Origin of the sequence: Halomonas fontilapidosi, assembly GCF_014192285.1 — a bacterium.
Lineage (GTDB): Bacteria > Pseudomonadota > Gammaproteobacteria > Pseudomonadales > Halomonadaceae > Halomonas > Halomonas fontilapidosi.
Window position 1 is genome coordinate 131,308 of sequence record NZ_JACHXQ010000003.1, and the last position, 22,130, is coordinate 153,437.

Genomic DNA, 22,130 nt, shown 5'->3' on the forward strand with positions numbered 1-22,130 from the left:
TCCGCCACTTGCAACCAGGGCAAAGTAAAAAAACCCGCCAACTCAATAGCTTGCAAGGCCCAACGACGTTCCTTAAACGCGGCAAAGAACGTATTAAACTTTGGTAGCAAAGCCCGCTAATAGCCCATGCCGATCCGGCATATGCCATGCAGATGCGTGAGCCCGGGAGGCCACCGCGCCCTTACTTGGCAAGCATAGCCCCCGGAGACGAGGACGCCCGCACGGGGCGGGCGTCGGCAGGCAAACGGGCGCGCAGGCAGCCGTCAGCGGCGAGGGAAATCCTCAAGGAGAGCGGCCAGGGTCTCGGTCGGCGTCGCGTCATGGATGCAGGCCTCACCCAGCGTGCGCAACAGGATCAGACGCAGGCGGCTATCGAGGTTCTTCTTGTCGAGCCGCATGATGGTAAGGAAGTCGTCCACGCCCATGCTGGCCGGGGCGGCCAGCGGCAGGCCCGCGGCCTCGATGATCGCGCGGGTGCGCGCCACCTCTGCGTCACCCAGCCAGCCCAGCCGGCGGGAGAGTTCGACGGCCATCAACATGCCGGCACCCACGGCCTCGCCGTGCAGCCAGCTGCCATACCCCTGGTGGGCCTCGATGGCATGACCAAAGGTATGCCCCAGGTTGAGCAGCGCCCTCACCCCCTGCTCGGTCTCGTCCTCGGCGACGATCTCGGCCTTGAGGGCACAGCTGCGCTCGATGGCCCCGGTCAGGGCGGCGGCGTCGAGGTCGCGCAGCGCCTGCATCTCCGCTTCCAGCCAGGCCAGGAAGTCGGCATCGCGGATCAGCCCATACTTGATCACTTCGGCAAGCCCCGCGGAGAGCTCCCTGGGCGGCAGCGTCGCAAGGGTGTCGGTATCGACCAGCACCGCCCGGGGCTGCCAGAAGGCGCCGATCATGTTCTTGCCCCGCGGGTGGTTGACCCCTGTCTTGCCCCCCACCGAGGAGTCGACCTGGGCGAGCAGCGTGGTCGGCACCTGCACGAAGGCCACGCCGCGCTGATAACAGGCCGCGGCGAAGCCGACCATGTCACCGATCACCCCACCGCCCAGGGCGATAAGGGTGCAGCGGCGATTGAAGCCGGCCGCCAGCAGGGCATCCCAGATCCGCTCGACGCTGGCCAGCGTCTTGGTGGCCTCGCCGTCAGGCAGCACCAGTTCACGAACCTCGAGGTCGTCGCCAAGCCCCTGACGGAGGCGCGCCAGGTAGAGCGGTGCGACCGTTTCGTTGGTCACCACCATGACCTGGCGGCCGGCCAGGTGTGGCGCCAGCCAGCGGGGGTCGCCGAGCAGCCCGGGGCCGATATGGATGGGATAGCTGCGATCACCCAGCGACACCTCGAGGGTGGACGGGCCAGCGGGAGACTCGGTCATGGGTTCAGGCCTTGCATTGCAGGGGATCGACCAGGCGGGTGACGCGCCGCACGATCTCGTTGACCACGGCGCGCGGGCCGCGACGATCGGTGCGCACCACTACATCGGCGGTGGCGCGGTAGAGGGGGTCACGCAGCGAGAACATGTCGCGCAGCACGGCCTCCTTGTCCGGCCGCTGCAGCAGGGGGCGGTTGCGGTCCTTGGCGGTGCGCCTGAGCTGCTGCTCCACGGTGGTAAACAGGTAGATGACGGTGCCGCTCTCGCGCAGCATCCGACGGTTCTCCTCGCGCAGCACGGCGCCGCCACCGGTGGCGATAACCACGCCGTCGCGGCGGGTCAGATCGCGGATCATCAGGGTCTCGCGGTCGCGAAAACCCGACTCGCCCTCGACATCGAAGATCCACGGGATGTCGGCGCCGCAGCGCGCCTGGATCTCGTGGTCACTGTCGAAGAACTCGCGTGACAGTTCGGCCGCCAGAAGGCGGCCGATGGTACTCTTGCCGGCCCCCATGGGGCCGATCAGTATCAGGTTGGGAAGTGCCTGCATCAGCGAATGGCCAGGTTGTCGTCCAGTATTCGGGGCGTGATGAATACCAGCAACTCTACCTTATCATTGGTGTTCTCGGTATAGCGGAAGAGGTTGCCCAGCACCGGCAGGTCGCCGAAAAAGGGCGTCTTGAACAGGCTGCGGGCTTCCTCGGTAGTCAGAATGCCGCCCAGTACCACCGTCTCGCCGTTGTCCACCAGCACCTGAGTCTCGATCTCGTTGGTGTCGATGGAGGGCACGCCGTTGAAGAGCTCCCCCACCGTATCGTTGTTGATGACCAGGTCCATGATGATGCGGTTATCCGGCGTGATCTGCGGCGTTACCTCGAGCGACAGCACGGCCTCTTCAAATTCGACGTTGGTTGCACCACTTGAAGCAGCCTCCTGGTAGGGAATCTCGGTACCCTGCTTGATCACGGCGGTGCGCTGGTTGGCAGTGATCACTCGCGGCTGGGAGATGGTCTGACTCTTGCCCTCGCTCTCCAGGGCGCGCAGTTCCAGATCCAGCAGGATATCGCCGGAAAGATAGCCAAATGAGAAGCCGGTGCCAGAGGTACCGGTGCCCCCCATATCCACCGCCAAACCCCCATTGGGTACGCTGCCGGTAGCTGCCCCGGCGACGTCGAATCGGCTGTCGCCAATACGGTCTGGCGATGACAGCCCCCAGTTCACCCCCAACTCACGGGTAGCGCTGTCGCGGGCGATCACGATGCGCGCCTCGATCTGCACCTGGCGGACGGCAACGTCCAGGCGTTCCAGCGTCTGCAGGATGGTATCGATCTGGTCGACGGTATCCTGCACCAGCAACGTATTGGTCCGCGGGTCGACGGCGACTCGGCCACGCTCGGTGAGCAGGCCGAAGCCGGTATCGCTGCGCATCAACGCCGCCAGCTCCGATGCCTTGGCATACTTCACCTGAATGTACTCGGTCTCCAACGGTGCCAGGGTCTCGAGTTGCTCGCGGGATTCCAGCTCCTGGCGCTCGAGTTGGGCCAGCTCGCTGGCCGGGGCCACCACGATGACGTTGCCCTGCTGACGGCTCGCCAGGCCGTGGCTCTTGAGCACCAGGTCCAGGGCCTGATCCCAGGGCACGTCTTGCAGGTTGAGGGTGACGCGACCGGTCACGCTGTCGCTGGCCACCAGGTTGAGGCCGGTGAAATCGGCAATGATCGCCAACACCGAACGCACCTCGATGTCCTGAAAGTTCAGGGTGATGCGTTCGCCGGTGTAGGGGAACTGCTCACGAGTGCGTTCCTCGCGCTCCTGCTGGGTGACCGGTTCTGCCTCGATGGTCAGCTGACGGCCGCTCTGGGTGGAGACCATGGCGAAATCGCCGCTGCCCTCGATCTCCAGGGTCACGCCATCGCGGCCCACCCGCGGAATGACGCGCTCAAGCGGCGTGCCGAAGTCACTGACGTCATAGACCTGATCCAGGGAAGCCGGCAGCTCGACCCCGCGCAACTCGGCGACGATGCGGTTGCGGCCGCTCTCGCGCACCCGGGCATCGACCCCGGTCCGATCGAAGGTCACGACCAGACGCCCGGCACCGCCGTCGCCGCGACGGAAGTCGATGTTCTGAATACTCGGCTCGCGATACCCCGAACTGGCATCCCGGCTCGGACTTGCCGGCACGGCGTTTGTCGAGGATGTCGACGGCGAACTGGCCGTGGTTGCCACTTGACCCGCGCCGCCGCCGATAGAGAGACGCAGGCGGTCGCCCTGCTGACGGGTGTTGTAGGGCAGAGGGCCCTCGAGTTCGAACACCAGGCGCGTGCGCGAACCGGCCTCGAGGGCCGTGACCCGCTCGACCCCACCGATGCCGAGCTCCTCGCGGCGGCGCTCCAGGGTGCTGTCGGTCTCCATCAGGTCGATGGTCAGCCGGGCCGGGTCGTCGAGACGATAGCCGCGCACCTCCGGAACCGGACCACGGAAATCGAGATCCACCTCCAGCGCACCGTCGCCACCCTGGCGAAAATCCAGGTTGGTAAGGGTGGAGGCCGCCATGCTGGCCGTGGAGACCGCCAGCAGTGCGACGGTTGCGAGACCACGAATTATCGGTTGCATTGTTCCCTTCCCCCTGCTGGCCTCTTCCGCCTCCCGCCAGGCGGGAAGGCATCGAGTTATCTAGTCTTTAAGTGTTAGGCGAGTGCTGCGCTCGGTCCAGCCGCCTCGCCCTGTGGGCACAATCTCCACCAGTTGAACCGAAGACTCGGTGATGCCGATGATGCGGCCGAAATCGGACCCCATGTGATCGCCGGTGCGCAGGCGGTGCACCTGGCCTTCTGGCGACTGCACCAGGGCTGAGGGCTGACCACCCACCGTCAGCGTTCCCACCAGTTCGAGCTGACTCAGGTCGTAGGCCTCCAGAGGATCCTTGGGACGCGATTCGTCCGGCGCCACATTGCTGTCGGCGCCCATCCCTGGGAGTTCCTCGGGCTCCGGCGGGCGTGCCTGGAAAGGGCTTCGCTCGTCGGCGAACTGGTAATCGACCGAAGTATAGGTTGGCATGGGCGGCACCGGCTCAAGGTCTACCTCGCCGGGGTCGACTCTCATCGCTTCGAGTTCGCGTTCCAGGGCGGGCAGGTTCGCGTCGCGGCATGCTCCCAGCGCGAGCAGCAGCGCAAGCAGGGCGACTCTGGTCAGCCAGTGTTTCATGGTGACCCCTCCTCGGCATTAGCCTGGGGCGGACGATAGCTATAGGTCCTGGCCAGCATCGAGAGCTGCAGGCGATTGCCCCCCCCGACTGGCTCCAGGCTGAAGTCGTGCTGGGTGACGATGCGTGGCAGATCGGCGATGCCGGCAATGAAGGAGCCGATGCGGTGGTAGTCGCCGCGAACCCGGATATCGAAGGGACGCTCGGTGTAGAACTCCTGAGAGGCGGGGCTGCGCAGACGGATGAAGTCGATGGTGAGCTGATTGTCGAGGGCGGTCTCGCTGATGTCGTCGATCAGCGCGGGGATCTCGGGACCGCCCGGGAGCATGGCCACCAGCGCCGACAGTCGCTGGTCGAGCTCTTCGACCTGCTCGCGCAGCGCCGGCAGATTGGCGGCCTGGGCCGCCTTGCTGCGGTAGTCGCGCAGCAGGCGTTGCTCCTCGCGCTGGGCCTGCTCGAGCTCTTCCATCTTGGGCGCGGCCAAGTACCAGTACATCCCGGCGAACGTCAGACCCAGCACCAGCAGGCAGCAGATCAACTGCAGCAGGAAAGGCCAGCCGCCGGACTCCTTGATGTCCAGCTCTCCCCAGTCGAGGTCGCGTAGTCGCCGAAATTCCGTGGACAGATTCATGGCGCCTCCGTGGCTTCCCTGTCGGGCATCTGCTGGTTCACGCTGAGATTGAAGCGACGCATGTCGTTATCGGTGGATTCCACTTCGGAGAGTACTGGCACATCGAAGACAGGCGAGGCTTCCAACTGGCGAAGCTGGTCTGAGACACGACGATTATCCTCGGCCAGGCCAGTCAGCCGAAGTTGGCTGCCCTGACGGTTGAGTCCGGAGTAGTAGACCCCCTCCTCCAGGCTCGACGCCAAGGCGTTGAAGACGTGAACCGTCTGCGGGCGCCCCATCTGCAGCTGTTCGAAGACCCCGATCTGGCGCTTCAATGACGTGACCTGCTCCTCGTACTGGCTTACCGCACGGATATCACGATCCAGCTCCGCCGTCCGAGAAGTGATCAGCTGATGACGCTGCTGCTGGTCGGCCAACTGCTGTTCGTAGTACCAGGTCACGCCGTAACCGCCGCCGAGACCGATGATTGCCATCAACAGCAGCGCCAGGGTGAACCGCTTGCTTCGCCGGGCACGCACTTCTTCCCGCCAGGGAAGCAGATTGATCTCGATGGTCATTTGCCTACCCTCATCGCCAGGCCGCAGGCCGTGAGCATGGCCGGAGCATCACCGGCGAGGGTCGGGACGTCGATGCGGGGATTGACCTTCATGCGCCGAAAGGGGTTGGCAATCACTACCTCCATGCCGCTCTCCTCGGCCAGGCGCTCCGCCAGTCCCGGCAGCACGCTGGTGCCACCGGCCAGGATCATCCGCCGAACCTCCTGCTTGCGCCCAGCGGTGTAATAGAGTTGCAGCGAGCGGCCCACCTGCTGAACCAGGGTGTCGAGAAAGGGGTCGAGCACGCTGCGCTGATAGTCATCCGGCAGGCCGCCGCGCTTCTTGGCCAGGCCGGCCTCTTCGAGGCTCAACCCGTAGCGGTTGCGAATCTCATCGGTCAGTTGACGGCCCCCGAATACGGTATCGCGACTGTAGGTGACGCGACCTTCACGAAGCACATGGAAAGCGTTCATGGTGGCGCCAATATCCACCAGCGCCACGCAATCCTGCTCACCCTCGATGGAGGGCAACTGGTGACGCAGCTCCTGGAAAGCGCGCTCCATGGCGAACGTCTCGACGTCCACCGCCGCCGGTGTGAGCCCTGCCTGCGTGACGGCCTCGGTCAACTGGTTGACGTCCTGCTGCCGACAGGCGACCAGCAAGACGTCCTGCTGGTCGCCATAGCGCGAATTGAGCCCCAGCCGTTGAAAGTCGAAGGCGACCTCGCTGAACGGAAACGGGATGTGCTTGTCGGACTCGATCTGAATGCGCGCCTCGATCTCATCGTCATCGAGAGAGGCTGGCAGTGTCAGGGTCTTGGTGATGGCGGCACTGGCCGGCACGGCCACGGCGGCGTTACGCGATCCCGGGCGAGCATGATCCACGGCACGCTTGAGCGCATCCACCACCGCCGACATGTCACGGATCCGACGCTCGATCACAGCGCCTTCGCGTAGCGGCCGAACAGCGTAACTCTCCACCTGGTAATGGCTACCGGCACGCTTGAGTTCGATCACCTTGACGGTTGCCGAGGTAATGTCGACACCGACCAGTCCCTTGCCGGATGCTCTCAGTCGCATCGTGTGTCATGCCCCTACCTGATCCGTGCGGCGTACCGCTTGATTGTGATTATCCACTCCACGTGGGCGGAGCCCATTAGACTCACCATACCCACCGGTAATGAAGGTTACATGATATTTCCGAATCTCACACGAAGGACGGTGTCGCCAAACGTCAACGCTGGTGACCCCCTTCCCGGCTTCCTATAATGGCGGCCGCAAGGGAAAGGCCACGTTCATTGCTACCATTTTGCCCCGCTCTCAGCATGGATACAGTATTTTCATGAAGTTACTCAAAACCCTGGTTGTTTCTCTGCTCTGGCTGCTGGTCTCGCTCTCGGCCGCCGGGGTACTGGGCGTGGTGGGTGCCGCGCTGTATTTCGCCCCCGGCCTGCCCGATGTTCGCCAGCTGCAGGACTTCGAATTGCAGACCCCGCTGCGGATCTTCACGCGGGACGGCAAGCTGATTGGCGAATTCGGCGAGGAGAGACGTACCCCGGTGGGGTATGAGGAAATTCCCCAGCCACTCATCGGGGCACTGCTGGCCGCCGAAGATGCCACCTACTTCGACCACCGCGGCGTCGATCCCAAGGGCCTGGCACGTGCCGCGGTGGAGCTGGTGGCCAGCGGCGGCGACATCCAGTCCGGGGGCTCGACCATCACCATGCAGGTGGCGCGCAACTACCTGCTGACCCTGGATAGGACCTTCACCCGCAAGATCCGCGAGATCCTGCTGGCGCTGCAGATGGAGCAGATCCTCACCAAGCAGGAGATCCTCGAGCTCTACGTCAACAAGATCTATCTGGGTAACCGTGCCTATGGCATCGCCGCCGCGGCGGAGGTCTACTACGACCGGCCGCTGGCCGAGCTGACCCTGGCCGAGACGGCGATGATCGCCGGCCTGCCCAAGGCGCCTTCCGCCTTCAACCCGCTGGCCAATGCCGAACGGGCGCTGATCCGCCGCAACTGGATTCTGTTCCGCATGCGCGAACTGGAGATCATCGACCAGGCGGCTTATGAGCAGGCCGTTCAGGCCCCGGTCACTGCAAGCCGTCATCTCGCCCAGCTGGAGGTGGAGGCCGACTACGTCGCCGAGATGGCCCGGCAGTTCGCCGTGGAGCACTATGGCGACCGGGCCTACACCGGCGGATATCGCATCCATACCACCCTGGACAGCGAGCTGCAGCCGTTGGCGGGCCAGGCCCTGGCCGGTGGGCTGATCGAGTACGATACCCGTCATGGCTGGCGCGGCCCCGAGCAGACCGACATCCCGCGCAGCCTGGCCGAGGCCCAGGAGCAGACCGGACGCGAGGGCCTGGAGGAGGAGCTTGCCGAGTCGCCCGAGATCATGCAGACCGCCCGGCGCGCCGCCGAGCGCAGCCAGACCGAGGTCGAGGGCATCGAGGGCGATGTCAGCAACTGGCTTCAGGTACTCGAGCGCACGCCTGCCTACGGCCCGCTGCAACCGGCCATCGTGGTGGAGAGCGAGGGCCGCGAGATGCAGGTGCTGGCCCGCGGCGGCGACTTGCATACCCTGGATTGGGCCGGCCTGGAGTGGGCACGCCCCTATCGCAGCGCCCGGAGCCGGGGGGCTACGCCGGGATCGGCCGGCGAGATCGCCAGCCGCGGTGACCTGGTGCGCATCCTGCAGCAGGAAGACGGCAGCTGGCGGCTTTCCCAGCGACCCGAAGCCGAGGGCTCGCTGGTGGCGATGGCACCCGATACCGGAGCCATCCTGGCCCTGCAGGGCGGTTTCGATTTCGATGCCAGCAAGTTCAACCGCGCCACCCAGGCTCGCCGCCAGTCCGGCTCGATCTTCAAGCCCTTCATCTACCTGGCGGCGCTTGATAGCGGCGAGATGAACCCGGCCAGCGTGGTCAATGACGCCCCGGTAGTGATGCAGGACGGCAGCGACGAGCTGTGGCGCCCGGCAAACTCCAGCGGCGACTTTCTCGGCCCCACCCGGCTGCGCGATGCCCTGGCCCGCTCGCGCAACCTGGTGACCATCCGCGTGCTGCAGTCGCTGGGGCTGGAGCGCACCATCGAGTTCCTGCAGGGTTTCGGCTTTGCCGGCGACCAACTGCCGCGCGGCCTCTCCCTGGCCCTGGGCAGCGCCAGCCTCACCCCGCTGGAGATGACCAACGCCTATGCGGTGCTGGCCAACGGCGGCTTCCAGGTATCTCCCTGGTTCATCGAGCGCGTGACGCGCGGCGATGATGCCACCGTCGTCGAGGAGGCCAGCCCGCGCGTTGCCTGCCGGGATTGCCGCGACGGTCAGGAGACCGTCGAACGCGACGGCGAGACGTACGAGGTTGCCCCCCGGGTCGCCGACCCCGCCGCCGTCTACATCCTGCGCGACATGCTGCGCGACGTGGTCGAGCGCGGTACCGCTCGCAAGGCCCTGGAGCTCGACCGCAGCGACATCGTCGGCAAGACGGGCACCACCAACGACCAGCGCGACGCCTGGTTCGCCGGCTTCAATAGCGAGCTGGTGACCACCGCCTGGGTGGGCAAGGACGACAACTCCTCCACCGCCGAGTACGGCGCCCAGGCTGCTCTACCGATCTGGATGGAGTTCATGGGACGTGCCTTGGAAGACCAGCCGGAGCGCTGGCCCGAGCGGCCAGAGCGCGTGGTCACCGAGCGGGTCGACCCCGATACCGGCCGCCTGTTGCGCGAGGGTCAGGGCGGCGGCATCGAGGAGCTGTTCATGGCCGATCACCTGCCCGACGTCCAGCCGCGTCGTGTCGACCGTGAGGTTGAACGCGAGAGCGGCTCACAAGGCACCGGCGTCTACGAGGCCATCTTCTAGATTGACTCCTGGCTCCCGCGCCGGGCGACAAATGTCGCCCGCACTCACGACGACGCCGGCCCTCAGGCCGGCGTCGTCGTCGTAGATGAAGCACTATCCAGGGTTCAGCCGCCGTAGACGTCGTCCACGGTCTTCAGCGGATAGTGGGAGGGGTAGGGCTTGCGTGCCACACCGGAATCCACCGCGGCTTGAGCCACGGCCGAGGAGATCCGATCGAGCAGGCGGATATCCACGGGGGTGGGAATGATGTAGGTCGGCCCGAATGACATCTCATCCATCTCGTAGGCCTCCAGCACCTCCTTTGGCACCGGCTCGCGGGCGAGGTCCTTGAGGGCGTGGACGGCGGCGACCTTCATCTCCTCGTTGATGCGGGTAGCGCGCACATCGAGCGCCCCGCGAAAGATAAACGGAAAGCCCAGCACGTTGTTGACCTGGTTGGGATAGTCGGAGCGGCCGGTGGCCATGATCACGTCCGGGCGCGCCTCCCGAGCCACGTCGGGGTGGATCTCCGGGTCGGGGTTGGTGCAGGCAAAGACCACCGGATTAGGCGCCATGCTGCGGATATGATCAACGCTCATCAGGCCCGGGCCAGAGAGGCCAACGAAGACGTCGGCGCCCTCGATGGCATCGGCCAGGGTCCGCTTGTCGGTTTCCACGGCGAACATCGCCTTGTACTGGTTCAGGTCCTCTCGACCGCTATGGATCACCCCCTTGCGGTCAAGCATCACGATGTTCTCGGGATGCGCGCCGCAGGCGACCAGCAGCTTCATGCAGGCAATGGCCGCGGCACCGGCTCCCAGGCAGACGATGCGGGCGCTATCCAGCGACTTGCCGGCGATGTCCAGGGCATTGAGCATGCCCGCGGCCGTGACGATGGCCGTACCGTGCTGGTCATCATGGAAGACCGGGATGCTGCACTGTTCGATCAGCGCCTGCTCTATCTCGAAGCATTCCGGCGCCTTGATGTCCTCGAGGTTGATGCCGCCCCAGGTGTCGGCGATGCGCGCCACGGTGTCGATGAAGGCTTGGGGGCTCTCGGCGTTGACTTCGACATCCACCGAGTTGATGCCGGCGAAGCGCTTGAACAGCACTCCCTTGCCCTCCATCACCGGCTTGCTGGCCAGCGGCCCCAGGTTGCCGAGGCCCAGAATGGCGCTACCGTCGGAGATCACCGCCACCAGGTTACCCTTGCCGGTGTAGCGGTAAGCGTTCTCCGGGTCACTGGCAATCTCGCGAACCGGCTCCGCGACACCAGGGCTATACGCCAGGGAGAGGTCGCGGGCTGTGGCGGTGGGCTTGGTGAGCTCCACCGACAGCTTGCCGGGAATGGGTTTCGCGTGGTAATCCAGCGCCGCCTTCTTCTTCGCGTCAGTCATGCTGAGGGAATCCGGTGTGGTAGTGGTGAGGGAGGCCGGCTAGCGTATACAAAAACCCCGACTCGCTCAACTCGCCCGACATCACCCTGTTGTACGCTCGTTTGAAGACGTTGCCGACCATTTGCCTTCACTTGCCCGTCAACCAACAGCCATGACGTTTCTCGTCTCAACGCCGCAGGCCGTGATGTCGACAGCTTGAAAGCAAGAAACCCGCCACGATGGGCGGGTTTCTCGGGGGTGCGATGCGCCAGCTGGCTCAGCGCTTGATGGCAGCACCGAAGCGCTTGTTGAAGCGCTCGACGCGACCACCGGTAGTCGCCTGCTTCTGCTTGCCGGTATAGAAGGGGTGACACTGGGAGCAGACGTCCAGGGAGAAATCGTGTCCGGCGGTGGTGCCGACTTCGAAGGTGGCGCCGCAGGAACAGGTCGCGTTGACCGTCTTGTAATCCGGGTGGATACCTTGTTTCATCTTGAGCCTCGTGAAGCTGTATGCCGCCACCTGATCTTTTGCCAGGCACCGCATACGGGTTGTCTGTCGATGCGAACCGGTTGCCGCCGCGCACGCTAACCCAAGGTCAGGATGTCCGCAGCGGCGAAGCATTCTAGCAGAGCCGACGCCGGAGGCCAATTGCCCGAGTCCCCCTACCCGCCCACGCCATGCGTGCTGGGCGTCGCCGTGCCCTCGCCGCTGCGCCGGCTGTTCGACTACCGTCCCTGCCGCGAGGCGCCTTCCGGGGGCTGGCAGCCGGGGCTGAGGGTGCGCGTCCCGTTCGGGCGTCGCGAGGTGGTCGGCGTGGTCGTGGAGTGCCGCGACGGGAGCGCGCTGCCGCTGTCGGATCTCAGGCCGGTGGCCAGCTGCCTCGATGCGGCCCCGCTGCCGGCGGACTGGCTGTGGCTGTGCCGCTTCGCGGCCCGCTATTACCAGCATGCACTGGGCGATACCCTGCACCAGGCCATGCCGGGACTGCTGCGCCAGGGCCGGGCACTCGAGGCGCGTACCCGCGAGCGCTGGAGCGTGACCGCGGCCGGCCACCGAGAGACACCGTCAAGCCTGGGCCGCGCGCCCCGCCAGGCCGAGCTGCTGGCCATGCTGCGCCAGCACCCCCACGGGCTGGTCAGCCAGGCGATCCTCGCCCAGTCGTTCAGCCGCGACCAGCTGCGTGCCCTGGCCGGCAAGGGCCTGGTGGCACGTCACGAGGAACCCCTGGCGGCCTCGCCGGCGGCCGAGGGCGAGGCCAGGCTGGCCGAGCCCGCCCTGCCCCTCAACCGCGAACAGGCCTCGGCGCTGGCCGCCATCCACGAGCGCCTCGACGGCTTCCACCCCTGCCTGCTGCATGGCGTCACCGGCAGCGGCAAGACCGAGGTCTATCTGCAGCTGATCGAGGCGGTCATCGCCCGTCGCCGCCAGGCCCTGGTGCTGGTCCCCGAGATCGGCCTGACACCGCAGACCCTCGCACGCTTTCGACGCCGCTTCCGGGCACCGGTAGTAGCCCTGCACTCGGGGCTCACCGACCACGAGCGCCTCGATGCCTGGGAGGCCGCGGCAAGCGGCCGGGCGCCGATCGTGCTGGGCACCCGCTCGGCCATCTTCACCCCCCTGGCTCATCCCGGGGTGATCATCGTCGACGAGGAGCACGACGGCTCTTACAAACAGCAGGATGGCCTGCGCTACCATGCCCGCGACCTGGCCGTGGCCCGTGCCCACCACCACCGCATCCCGCTGCTGCTGGGCAGCGCAACGCCTTCACTGGAATCTCTGCAGCGCGCACTGCACGGCGACTATCGCCATCTGCGCCTGACCCGCCGGGCGAGTCGCCATGCCCCGGCCCGCCTCGAACTCGTCGACCTGCGCGGCCGGCGTCGCCAAGGCGGCCTGATCCCGCCGGTGATCGAGACGGTGCGCGAGACCCTGGCCGCCGGCCACCAGGTGCTGGTCTTCATCAACCGGCGCGGCTTCGCCCCCACCCTGGCCTGCCATGCCTGCGGCTGGATGGCCGAGTGCGACCACTGCGATGCGCGCATGACCCTGCACCGGCAGCCGCCGCTGCTGGCCTGCCACCACTGCGACCGGCGCCGTGCCCTCCCCGACGCCTGCCCCGACTGCGGTAGCGTCGACTTGCGCCCCCTGGGCAGCGGCACCGAGCGCATTGAGGAGACCCTGGCGTCGCTGTTTCCCGAGGTGGCGGTGCACCGCATCGACCGTGACAGCACCCGGCGCCGCGACGCCCTCGAGCAGATGCTGACCGAGGTGCGCCGCGGCGAGCCCTGCCTGCTGGTGGGGACCCAGATGCTGGCCAAGGGCCACCACCTGCCACACGTCACCCTGGTGGTGGTGGTCAATGCCGACGCTGGCCTCTATGCCAGCGACTTCCGGGCGCTGGAGCACAGCGCCCAGCTGCTGGAACAGGTGGCGGGCCGCGCCGGTCGCGCCGCCCACCCTGGCCGGGTGCTGGTGCAGACCCTGCATACCGACGACCCGCACCTGCGCCTGCTGGCCGAGCGAGGCTATGATGTCCTGGCTGGCCAGCTGCTCGAGGAGCGGCGGGCCGCCCGACTGCCGCCGTTCCGCTTCCTCGCCCTGCTGCGCCTCGAAGCGCCCCACGAGGCGGCCGTGGTCACCCTGGGCGGCCTGGCCGCCGAGGCCCTGCGCCAACGGATCGGCGAACGAGGCCTCGCGGTCGACTGCCTGGGGCCGGTGCCGGCCCCCATGGAACGGCGCCAGAACCGCTACCATCTACAGCTGATGCTGGCCGCCGATCGCCGCAGCCAGCTGCACGAAGCCGGCGCCTGGTTGGTCGCCTGGCTGGAGGCCTGCCCCGAGGCGCGCCGGGTGCGCTGGTCGCTGGATATTGACCCGCAGACGCTGGCCTGAGCGCACACCTTTAAAGCCCGGCGCCGATTGCCGATAATGACGCCCCGATTCGCTCGGCGGTTGTCCCACACCGCCCACGCCACAGGACACCGGACACTTCCATGAAAGAGACCATCATCGTGCTGCTCGAGGGCGCCCTGGATGACCTTCGGCAGCAGGGCGTGCTGCCCGCAGAGATCGCGCCGACCATCAAGGTCGACCCGACCCGCGACAAGGCCCACGGCGACTACGCCACCAACCTGGCGCTGATGCTGGCCAAGCCGGCCGGCAAGAAGCCCCGCGAGCTGGCCGAGGCGCTGGTCGCCGCCCTGCCGGCAAGCGATGCCGTGCAGAAGGTGGAGATCGCCGGTCCCGGCTTCGTCAACTTCTTCGCCGCCACCGACGCGGCAGCCCAGGTGGTGCGCCAGGTGCTCGAGGCCGGTGACGCCTTCGGCCGCAACCTCAGCGGCCAGGGCCGCCGGGTGCAGGTGGAGTTCGTCTCCGCCAATCCCACCGGACCCCTGCACGTCGGTCATGGCCGCGGCGCGGCGATCGGCGACAGCATCTGCCGCCTGCTCGAGGCCACCGGCCATGAAGTGACCCGTGAATTCTACTACAACGACGCCGGCGCCCAGATCAGCAACCTGGCACGCTCGGTGCAGGCGCGGGTGCAAGGCATCGACCCCGGCGACACGGGCTGGCCCGAGGACGGCTACCGCGGCGGCTACATCATCGACGTGGCCAACGCCTACCTGGCCGGCGAAACCGTGCACGCCGATGACCGCCACGTCACCGCCCAGGCCGACCCCGAAGACCTGAATGCCATCCAGGAGTTCGCCGTGGCCTACCTGCGCCGCGAGCAGGATCTCGACCTCAAGGCCTTCGGCGTCGAGTTCGACGTCTACTTCCTGGAATCCTCGCTCTACGAGCAGGGCAAGGTCGAGGCTACCGTGGCGCGGCTGATCGACAAGGGCCATACCTTTGAGCAGGACGGCGCGCTGTGGCTTCGCACCACCGAGTTCGGCGACGACAAGGACCGGGTGATGCGCAAGAGCGACGGCCACTACACCTACTTCCTGCCCGACGTCGCCTACCACCTGGACAAGTGGCAGCGCGGCTTCGAGACGGTGATCAACGAGCAGGGAGCCGACCACCACTCCACCGTGACCCGGGTGCGCGCCGGCCTCCAGGCCCTCGAGGCCGGCATCCCGACGGGGTGGCCCGACTATGTGCTGCACCAGATGGTGATGGTCACCCGTTCCGGGGTCGAGGTGAAGCTCTCCAAGCGCGCCGGCAGCTACGTCACGGTGCGCGACCTGATCGACGAGGTGGGCCGCGATGCCACCCGCTTCTTCCTGGCCGCGCGGCGAGCGGACTCACAGCTCACCTTCGACATCGACCTGGCTCGCTCCCAGTCGAACGACAACCCGGTGTACTACGTGCAGTACGCTCACGCCCGGGTGTGCAGCATGCTGCGCAAGGCCGAGGCCGAGAAGACCCCGTTCGACCACGCCCTGGCCCTGCAGAGCCTGGCGCTGCTGGAGGCCAACCAGGAGAAGGCCCTGCTCAATCGACTTGCCCGCTACCCCGAAGTGGTCCAGTACGCCGCCGCCGCCCGAGAGCCCCAGCAGATCGCCCAATACCTGCTCGACCTCGCCGCCGACTTCCACACCTGCTACAACGCGGTGAAAGTGATGGTCGACGAGGCGGCACAGCGCAACGCCCGGCTGGCGCTGGGGCTGGCCACGCGCCAGGTGCTGCGCAACGGCCTCGAGTTGATGGGTGTCGGCGCGCCCGAGGAGATGTAAGCCATGGCCACCCGGAAGCAGCCAGCGAAGAAGCGCGGCGCCACCAGCACTCCACGGCGGCGCGCCGCCGCCCCCTCGCGCCGCGGTATCCCGGGCTGGCTGTGGGGCCTGGTCGGGTTGGTGGCAGGCTTCCTGCTGGCCCAGCACCAGCAGGGCATCGCCCCCTGGCAAGAGGGCAGCGACTCGCCGCTGGCCACGGTGCTGACCAAGCCCGGTGATCGCCAGGCAGCTCGAGAAGGCGAGGCGGCCGAGACTGCCGATAAGCCACCGATGCCGACCTTCGAGTTCTACACCCTGCTGCCGGAATCCGAGGTGATCGCCCCCGGGGGCAAGGTGCCCGCCTCCACCGCCACGCCGCCGGAACGCCCCGAGGCAATCGACACAGCAGCCGGCGACGACCCCATCGCCCGGGTGATCGCCGCCAATCTGGACACCGACGCCGCGGCGCAGGACGAGCAGGCAAGCACGCCAGCGACGGGCACCTCGTCGGCCGATCAGCGCTTCATGCTGCAGGCCGCCTCCTTTCGCGAGGCAGGCGATGCCAGCAAGCTGGCGGGACGGCTGCGCGATTTCGGCCTGCTGGCCAAGATCAGCGAGGTCAAGGCCGGCGGCGGCGACACCTGGCACCGGGTCCAGGTCGGCCCCTACAGCGACCGGCGTGAGCTCAACCGGGCCCAGGACCTGATGGTCACCCAGGGCATCGAGCCGCTGCTGATCCAGCTGCAGAACTGACGCACCCGACCGGACGAGGGAGAAACTCGACCAAGGTTGAATTCCTCACTCCCCGCCCACACGTTACTTGCTGAGTTCACCCCGGCGCCCCGGCCCTGCCCGCGGCGCCGCCAGTCATCGGGAGCCCTTTGCTCCCCCAAGGAGTCCCCTCCATGACCACGATCGTATCCGTGCGCCGCGGTGACCAGGTGGCGCTGGCCGGCGACGGCCAGGTCTCGCTGGGCAACACCGTGATGAAGGGCAACGCCAGCAAGGTACGCCGCCTCTACCGCGGCCAGGTGCTGGCCGGTTTCGCCGGCGGTACTGCCGACGCCTTCACGCTCTTCGAGCGCTTCGAGGCGCAGCTGGAAAAGTACCAGGGCAACCTCGTCAAGGCCGCCGTGGAACTGGCCAAGGACTGGCGCACCGATCGCGCCCTGCGCCGTCTCGAGGCGCTGCTCGCCGTGGCCAACAAGGAGGCCTCGCTGATCATCACCGGCAATGGTGACGTCGTGGAGCCCGAGGGCGGCATCATCGCCATCGGCTCGGGCGGCAACTACGCCCTGGCCTCTGCCCGAGCGCTGCTCGAGAACACCGACCTCGGTGCCCGCGAGATCACCGAGAAGTCGCTGTCCATCGCCGGTGACATCTGCGTGTTCACCAACCATAACGTCACGCTGGAAGAGCTCTGATCATGACCCGGATGACACCCCGCGAGATCGTCCACGCCCTGGACCAGTACATCGTTGGCCAACAGGACGCCAAGCGCGCCGTGGCCGTGGCCCTGCGCAATCGCTGGCGCCGTATGCAACTCGACGGCGAGCTGCGCCACGAGGTGACGCCCAAGAACATCCTGATGATCGGCCCGACCGGCGTGGGCAAGACCGAGATCGCGCGCCGCCTGGCCAAGCTCGCCGGCGCCCCCTTCATCAAGGTCGAGGCCACCAAGTTCACCGAGGTGGGCTACGTGGGCCGCGACGTCGAGTCGATCATCCGCGACCTGACCGAATCCGCCATCAAGCTGGTGCGCGAGCAAGCCAAGGAAGAAGTGGGCCAGCGTGCCGAGGATGCCGCCGAGGAGCGTATTCTCGACGCCCTGCTGCCGCCGCCCCGCGGCCAGGAAGACGCGCCGCGCCAGGACAGCTCGACCCGCCAGATCTTCCGCAAGAAGCTGCGCGAGGGACAGCTCGATGACAAGGAGATCGACATCGAGGTCACGCCCCAGGGCGCCGGCGTCGACATCACGACCCCGCCGGGCATGGAGGAGATGACCAGCCAGTTGCAGAACCTGTTCGCCGGCATGGGCAAGCAGAAGAGCGAGACCCGCCGCGTGGCGGTCAAGGACGCCTTCGGCCTGTTGCGTGACGAAGAGGCCGGCAAGCTGGTCAACGAGGACGATATCAAGAGCCGTGCCGTCGAGGCGGTAGAGCAGAACGGCATCGTTTTCCTCGACGAGATCGACAAGGTCTGCAAGGGCAGCGGCCAGTCCAGCGGCGGCGAGGTCTCCCGCGAGGGCGTGCAGCGTGACCTGCTGCCGTTGATCGAGGGCTCCACGGTCTCCACCAAGTACGGCATGGTGCGCACCGACCACATCCTGTTCGTCGCCTCAGGAGCCTTCCACCTGTCGCGCCCCTCGGACCTGATCCCCGAGCTTCAGGGCCGGCTGCCGATCCGCGTCGAGCTCAACGCCCTGACGCCGGAGGATTTCCAGCGCATCCTCACCGAGCCTTCCGCCGCCTTGACCAAGCAGTATGAGGCGCTGCTGGCCACCGAAGGGCTCGAGGTCACCTTCACGGAAGATGGCATCGCGCGCATCGCCGAGATCGCCTGGAAGGTCAACGAAGGCACCGAGAATATCGGCGCCCGCCGCCTGCACACCGTGATGGAGCGCCTGCTCGAGGAGGCCTCCTACCTGGGCGGTGACTTCGGCAGCCCGCTGTCGATCGATGCCGCCTACGTCGACTCCCAACTCGGCGAGCTGGCGATGGACGAGGACCTGTCGCGGTATATCCTCTGATCCCAACCGGAAGCCTCGGGCTGCTAGCCTAGAGGCACCGGGCTGCGCGGCGCCGGGGACAGGTCGTAGCGGGGGTCCTATGCCAGGGATGGCATCGGTAGCGCCCAGGGAAGGGTTCACAGCGCCCCCTCGACGGTCCGGCGCTCCGGGGCCTGTCGCCGGAGTAGCCGCCCCTCCACCACGCCATAAGCGGAGGCATGCAATGAGCGCCCCGATTCCCACCCGAGTGCACTACCATCGCCAGGACCGTGAGCTCGAGCTCACCTACGCCGACGGCGAAAGCTACCGGCTGCCGGTGGAGTACCTGCGCGTCTTCTCGCCCTCCGCCGAGGTGCGTGGCCACGGCCCCGAGTCCGCCACCCTGCAGGTGGGCAAGAAGTACGTGGGCCTGCAGAACATTACCCAGGCCGGCCGCTATGCCCTCAAGCTGCACTTCGACGATGGCCACGATAGCGGACTCTTCAGCTGGGACTACCTCTACGACCTGATCCAGAAGCGTGAAGTCAATTGGGCCGACTACCTGCACCGTCTGGAAGAGGCAGGCGCCTCCCGGGAGCCCCTGGGCATCGAGATCAAGCAGCTGTAGGGGTGGCGTCAAGACAATCGCCATTGGGGAAGGCTACAATGGCGCCCATTGCGAGGCCGCCAGGCCTTTCCCCACCGCAGCGATTCGGGAGCCCACGGCATGAGCGCCAGTGACAAGCACACCACCCACTTCGGCTACCAAGAGGTCCCGGTCGACGAAAAGGCCTCGCGCGTGGCGCATGTCTTTGATTCGGTGGCGGCCCGCTACGACATCATGAACGACCTGATGTCGATGGGCATCCATCGCCTGTGGAAACGACTGACCATCGAACGCGCCAGCGTGCGCCCGGGCCACAGCGTCCTCGATATCGCCGGCGGCACCGGCGACCTGACGGCAAAGTTCTCGCGCATGGTCGGCCCCCGCGGGCGGGTGGTGCTGGCCGATATCAACGCGTCCATGCTGAGGGTCGGCCGCGACAAGCTGCTCGACAATGGCATTAGCGGCAATGTCGAGTACGTCCAGGCCAATGCCGAGTGCCTGCCCTTTCCCGACAACACCTTCGATTGCATCACCATTGCCTTCGGCCTGCGCAACGTCACCGACAAGGATGCCGCGCTGCGCTCCATGACCCGCGTGCTCAAGCCCGGCGGCCGCCTGCTGGTGCTGGAGTTCTCCAAGCCGGGCAACCCGCTGTTCTCCAAAGCATACGACGAATACTCCTTCCGGCTGCTGCCGAAGATCGGTGAGCTGGTGGCGAGCGATGCCGACAGCTACCGCTATCTGGCCGAATCGATCCGCATGCATCCCGATCAGGAGACCCTCAAGGCAATGATGGAAGACGCCGGGCTGGAGCGGGTCGAGTACACCAACCTGACCGGGGGCATCGTGGCCCTGCATCGCGGCATCAAGCTGTGAGGGCAAGATGACGCTATCTCCTACCCTGCTGTTGGCTGGCCTGGAACGCACCCTGAATGCTCTGCTCGCCCGTGATCCGGCCGCGCCGTCGCGCCTGGCGAGGCTGACCGGGCAGCGAATCCTGCTGCGCCTGGAGCAACCCGCCCTGGCGTTGGCCATCCATTTTCATCCGGGCGGCCTCGACCTGATACGCCCCGACCTGACCGATGAGACAGCCTTCGCCGAGGAGGGCTTCGATGCGGTGGTCGAGCTGGATGCCGAAACCCTCGGCGAGTTGCTCGGTGGCGCCTCCGTCGAGCGCCTGATGTTCCAGGGCAAGCTCGCCGTGCGGGGACGCACCCATCTGCTGGAAACGACCCGCGACCTGCTGCTCGACCTCGACCTGGACTGGGAGGCGGAACTCGCCCGCTGGCTTGGCGACATCCCGGCCCATAGACTGGCGGAGGGGCTGCGAAGCCTCTCCCGCTGGGGCCTGCGAACCCGCCAGGAGCTCTGCGCCGACGTGGGAGAATATGTCTTCGAAGAGGCACGGCTGCTGCCTGGACGTCATCAGTTCGAAGCGATGCGTGACCACCTCACCGAGGTGGAGATCGCCACCGACCGCCTCGAGGCGCGGCTGGAGCGCCTGCGCCGCCGCCTGGCGGCGCCGGAGACGACGCCATGATTTTTCGCCTGGCGCGCATCGTCTGGGTGATCACCCGCTACCGGCTCGACACCCTGTTGCCGCTGGGGCGCATGCCCTGGTGGTTGCGTAGCCTGTTCGTTCTCTCCCCGCTACGCCTGGTACCGATCGGCGAGCGCCCCCGCGGCGAGCGACTGCGCCTGGCGCTTGAGGCGTTGGGTCCGATCTTCGTCAAGTTCGGCCAGATGCTCTCGACACGCCGCGACCTGCTCCCCGAGGACATTGCCGACGAGTTGCAGCGGCTCCAGGATCAGGTTCCCCCCTTCCCCGCTCAGCAGGCCAAGGCGCTGGTCGAGGAGGAGCTGGCGATGTCGCTCGAGGACGCCTTCGCCAGCTTCGAGCCCGAGCCCCTGGCGTCAGCCTCCGTTGCTCAGGTGCATGCCGCACGCCTGCATGGTGGCGAGGCCGTGGTGGTCAAGATCATTCGGCCGGGAATCGAGCGCGTGATGCGCCAGGACATGGCGCTGCTGTACCGCTTTGCCAGCGTACTGGCGCGGATTCCCGAGGCGCGTCGGCTGCGCCCGGTAGAGGTCGTCCGCGACTATGAGTCAACGCTGTTCGACGAGCTCGACCTGACCAAGGAAGCGGCCAATACCTCCCAGCTCAAGCGCAACTTCAAGAACTCACCGCTGCTCTACGTACCGGCCATCTACTGGGCGCTGACGCACCGCCGCGTGATGGTGCAGGAGCGGATCTACGGCGTCCCGGTCGCCGACACCGCGGCCCTGCTCGCACAGGGCACCAATCTCAAGAAGCTGGCCGAACGCGGCGTGGAGATCTTCTTCACCCAGGTGTTCCGCGATAACTTCTTCCATGCGGACATGCACCCGGGCAATATCTTCGTCTCCTACGACCACCCCCAGGATCCGCAGTATATCGCCATCGACTGCGGCATCGTCGGCAGCCTGACCCGCGAGGACCAGGACTACCTGGCACGCAACCTGCTGGCCTTCTTCCATCAGGACTATTACGAGGTGGCAGCGCTGCACATCGAGTCCGGCTGGGTGGGGGAGGAAACCAGGGCCAACGAGTTCGCCGCGGCAATCCGCACCGTCTGCGAACCGATCCTCGAAAAGCCGCTCAAGGACATCTCGTTTGGCCAGGTACTGCTGGGGCTATTTCAGACGGCCCGCCGCTTCAACATGGAGGTGCAGCCCCAGCTGGTACTGCTGCAGAAGACGCTGCTCAACATCGAGGGACTGGGTCGCCAGCTTTACCCCGACCTGGACCTGTGGAGCACCGCCAAGCCCTATCTCGAGCAATGGATGAAGGAGCGTGCTGGCGTCAGCGGCCTCTGGGAATCGCTCAAGCGACAGGCACCGGAGCTGTCTCGCCAATTGCCCGAGCTACCGGTACTCGCCCATCAGGTGCTCAGCCGTACCGAACTGGAACACCGCCAGCGACGCCGCCAGGTCGATGCCATGGGCGGCATTCATCAACAGCTGAATCGGCACATCAGGAGCCAGCGGAGGATGCGCCTCGGCCTGCTGCTGGTGGCGGCTGCCGTCGCCTGGCAGCCGCTGAGCGAGTGGGCCGCCGGCCAGGCCTGGCCGGCGCTGGTCGCCGCCGCACTCGGCGTGCTGCTGCTGACCTGGCACTGATGGCCTGCACCGCGCTTTCACACACGGCAATGGAACC

Annotated in this window: 19 protein-coding genes; 10 read left to right on the top strand and 9 right to left on the bottom strand. The window is 66.7% G+C overall.

The window, feature by feature from the left end:
- Positions 1-263: 263 nt before the first annotated feature.
- The 7 genes from aroB to pilM are packed head-to-tail and all read right to left on the bottom strand — an operon-like array spanning position 264 to position 6,815.
- Positions 264-1,370, bottom strand: coding sequence for a 3-dehydroquinate synthase (gene aroB, locus FHR95_RS06710; protein WP_183313843.1), 1,107 nt, complete (start codon positions 1,368-1,370; stop codon positions 264-266).
- A 4-nt stretch (positions 1,371-1,374) separates the two neighbouring features.
- Positions 1,375-1,917: a shikimate kinase AroK gene (gene aroK, locus FHR95_RS06715; protein WP_183313844.1), complete on the bottom strand. Its 543-nt coding sequence runs from the start codon at positions 1,915-1,917 to the stop codon at positions 1,375-1,377.
- Positions 1,917-3,980 carry a type IV pilus secretin PilQ gene (locus tag FHR95_RS06720; RefSeq protein ID WP_183313845.1) on the bottom strand — a complete coding sequence of 688 codons (2,064 nt, stop codon included), beginning with the start codon at positions 3,978-3,980 and terminating at the stop codon, positions 1,917-1,919. The genes aroK and FHR95_RS06720 overlap by 1 nt, the downstream gene beginning before the upstream one ends.
- A gap of 60 nt (positions 3,981-4,040) precedes the next feature.
- Complete coding sequence (locus FHR95_RS06725; protein WP_183313846.1) at positions 4,041-4,571, bottom strand: pilus assembly protein PilP; 531 nt, start codon at positions 4,569-4,571, stop codon at positions 4,041-4,043.
- Positions 4,568-5,200: a type IV pilus inner membrane component PilO gene (locus FHR95_RS06730; RefSeq protein WP_040185124.1), complete on the bottom strand. Its 633-nt coding sequence runs from the start codon at positions 5,198-5,200 to the stop codon at positions 4,568-4,570. Before FHR95_RS06730 ends, FHR95_RS06725 begins: the two co-directional genes overlap by 4 nt.
- A complete protein-coding gene (locus FHR95_RS06735) occupies positions 5,197-5,757 on the bottom strand; it encodes a PilN domain-containing protein (protein WP_183313847.1) in 561 nt (186 codons plus the stop codon). Before FHR95_RS06735 ends, FHR95_RS06730 begins: the two co-directional genes overlap by 4 nt.
- Positions 5,754-6,815, bottom strand: coding sequence for a type IV pilus assembly protein PilM (gene pilM / locus FHR95_RS06740; protein ID WP_183313848.1), 1,062 nt, complete (start codon positions 6,813-6,815; stop codon positions 5,754-5,756). Before pilM ends, FHR95_RS06735 begins: the two co-directional genes overlap by 4 nt.
- A gap of 262 nt (positions 6,816-7,077) precedes the next feature.
- Between pilM and FHR95_RS06745 the strand changes: the two genes are divergently transcribed.
- On the top strand, positions 7,078-9,606 hold the full coding sequence (locus FHR95_RS06745; protein WP_183313849.1) for a penicillin-binding protein 1A: 2,529 nt from the start codon (positions 7,078-7,080) through the stop codon (positions 9,604-9,606).
- A gap of 104 nt (positions 9,607-9,710) precedes the next feature.
- Here the strand turns inward: FHR95_RS06745 and FHR95_RS06750 are convergent, their stop codons facing one another.
- Both FHR95_RS06750 and rpmE read right to left on the bottom strand, forming a co-directional pair.
- Entirely contained in the window at positions 9,711-10,982 is a 1,272-nt protein-coding gene (locus tag FHR95_RS06750; protein ID WP_040185117.1) for a malic enzyme-like NAD(P)-binding protein, read from the bottom strand.
- A gap of 256 nt (positions 10,983-11,238) precedes the next feature.
- Positions 11,239-11,451 carry a 50S ribosomal protein L31 gene (gene rpmE / locus FHR95_RS06755; RefSeq protein ID WP_040185115.1) on the bottom strand — a complete coding sequence of 71 codons (213 nt, stop codon included), beginning with the start codon at positions 11,449-11,451 and terminating at the stop codon, positions 11,239-11,241.
- A gap of 159 nt (positions 11,452-11,610) precedes the next feature.
- Here rpmE and FHR95_RS06760 point away from each other — a divergent pair, with 159 nt between their 5' ends.
- The 9 genes from FHR95_RS06760 to ubiB all read left to right on the top strand — a co-directional run bounded on the left by FHR95_RS06760 (position 11,611) and on the right by ubiB (position 22,093).
- Positions 11,611-13,854 carry a primosomal protein N' gene (locus FHR95_RS06760; RefSeq protein ID WP_246378423.1) on the top strand — a complete coding sequence of 748 codons (2,244 nt, stop codon included), beginning with the start codon at positions 11,611-11,613 and terminating at the stop codon, positions 13,852-13,854.
- Positions 13,855-13,955: 101 nt separating this feature from the next.
- Positions 13,956-15,641, top strand: a complete 1,686-nt coding sequence (gene argS, locus FHR95_RS06765; RefSeq protein ID WP_183313851.1) for an arginine--tRNA ligase — start codon at positions 13,956-13,958, stop codon at positions 15,639-15,641.
- 3 nt (positions 15,642-15,644) lie between these two features.
- Complete coding sequence (locus tag FHR95_RS06770) at positions 15,645-16,373, top strand: SPOR domain-containing protein (protein WP_183313852.1); 729 nt, start codon at positions 15,645-15,647, stop codon at positions 16,371-16,373.
- A 152-nt stretch (positions 16,374-16,525) separates the two neighbouring features.
- A complete protein-coding gene (gene hslV, locus FHR95_RS06775; protein WP_040185097.1) occupies positions 16,526-17,044 on the top strand; it encodes an ATP-dependent protease subunit HslV in 519 nt (172 codons plus the stop codon).
- 2 nt (positions 17,045-17,046) lie between these two features.
- The gene (gene hslU / locus FHR95_RS06780; RefSeq protein ID WP_040185096.1) at positions 17,047-18,369 is read left to right on the top strand and encodes an ATP-dependent protease ATPase subunit HslU; all 1,323 of its coding nucleotides are present in this window, start codon (positions 17,047-17,049) and stop codon (positions 18,367-18,369) included.
- Positions 18,370-18,571: 202 nt separating this feature from the next.
- Entirely contained in the window at positions 18,572-18,955 is a 384-nt protein-coding gene (locus FHR95_RS06785) for a gamma-butyrobetaine hydroxylase family protein (RefSeq protein WP_183313853.1), read from the top strand.
- Positions 18,956-19,054: 99 nt separating this feature from the next.
- Positions 19,055-19,810: a bifunctional demethylmenaquinone methyltransferase/2-methoxy-6-polyprenyl-1,4-benzoquinol methylase UbiE gene (gene ubiE, locus FHR95_RS06790; protein WP_183313854.1), complete on the top strand. Its 756-nt coding sequence runs from the start codon at positions 19,055-19,057 to the stop codon at positions 19,808-19,810.
- Between the two features lie 7 nt (positions 19,811-19,817).
- Positions 19,818-20,474 (top strand): ubiquinone biosynthesis accessory factor UbiJ, encoded by a 657-nt coding sequence (locus tag FHR95_RS06795; RefSeq protein ID WP_183313855.1) that lies wholly within the window; start codon positions 19,818-19,820, stop codon positions 20,472-20,474.
- Positions 20,471-22,093: a ubiquinone biosynthesis regulatory protein kinase UbiB gene (gene ubiB, locus FHR95_RS06800; protein WP_040185089.1), complete on the top strand. Its 1,623-nt coding sequence runs from the start codon at positions 20,471-20,473 to the stop codon at positions 22,091-22,093. The genes FHR95_RS06795 and ubiB overlap by 4 nt, the downstream gene beginning before the upstream one ends.
- The last annotated feature ends 37 nt before the right edge of the window (positions 22,094-22,130 follow it).